This is a genomic window from Janibacter sp. CoH_79_TC_3, assembly GCF_058197955.1.
The window spans coordinates 1-241 of record NZ_JBXWIV010000182.1; the positions used below are offsets into that span (position 1 = coordinate 1).

Below are 241 nucleotides of genomic sequence, written 5' to 3' on the forward strand. Positions count from 1 at the left end.
GTTCCGGTATCAATGGACTTTATGAGTGTCAGCAGCTACGGTGACGGAACGAAGTCAAGCGGTGTTGTTAAGATCGCAAAAGACTTAGATGAGACACTGGAAGGAAAAAATGTACTGATCGTGGAGGATATTATTGACTCCGGAAGAACATTATATTATCTGATGGACATCTTATCTAAGAGAAATCCAAGGAGCATGAAGCTCTGTACGCTTCTGGATAAACCGGAAAGAAGAGTAAAAG

The 241-nt window shown here is 41.5% G+C and carries 1 protein-coding gene; it reads left to right on the forward strand.

The window, feature by feature from the left end; translation table 11 throughout:
* Positions 1 to 241, forward strand: a 241-nt coding sequence (locus AC2FA3_RS15560) for a phosphoribosyltransferase (protein WP_490510382.1), incomplete at both ends; no start/stop codon positions are given.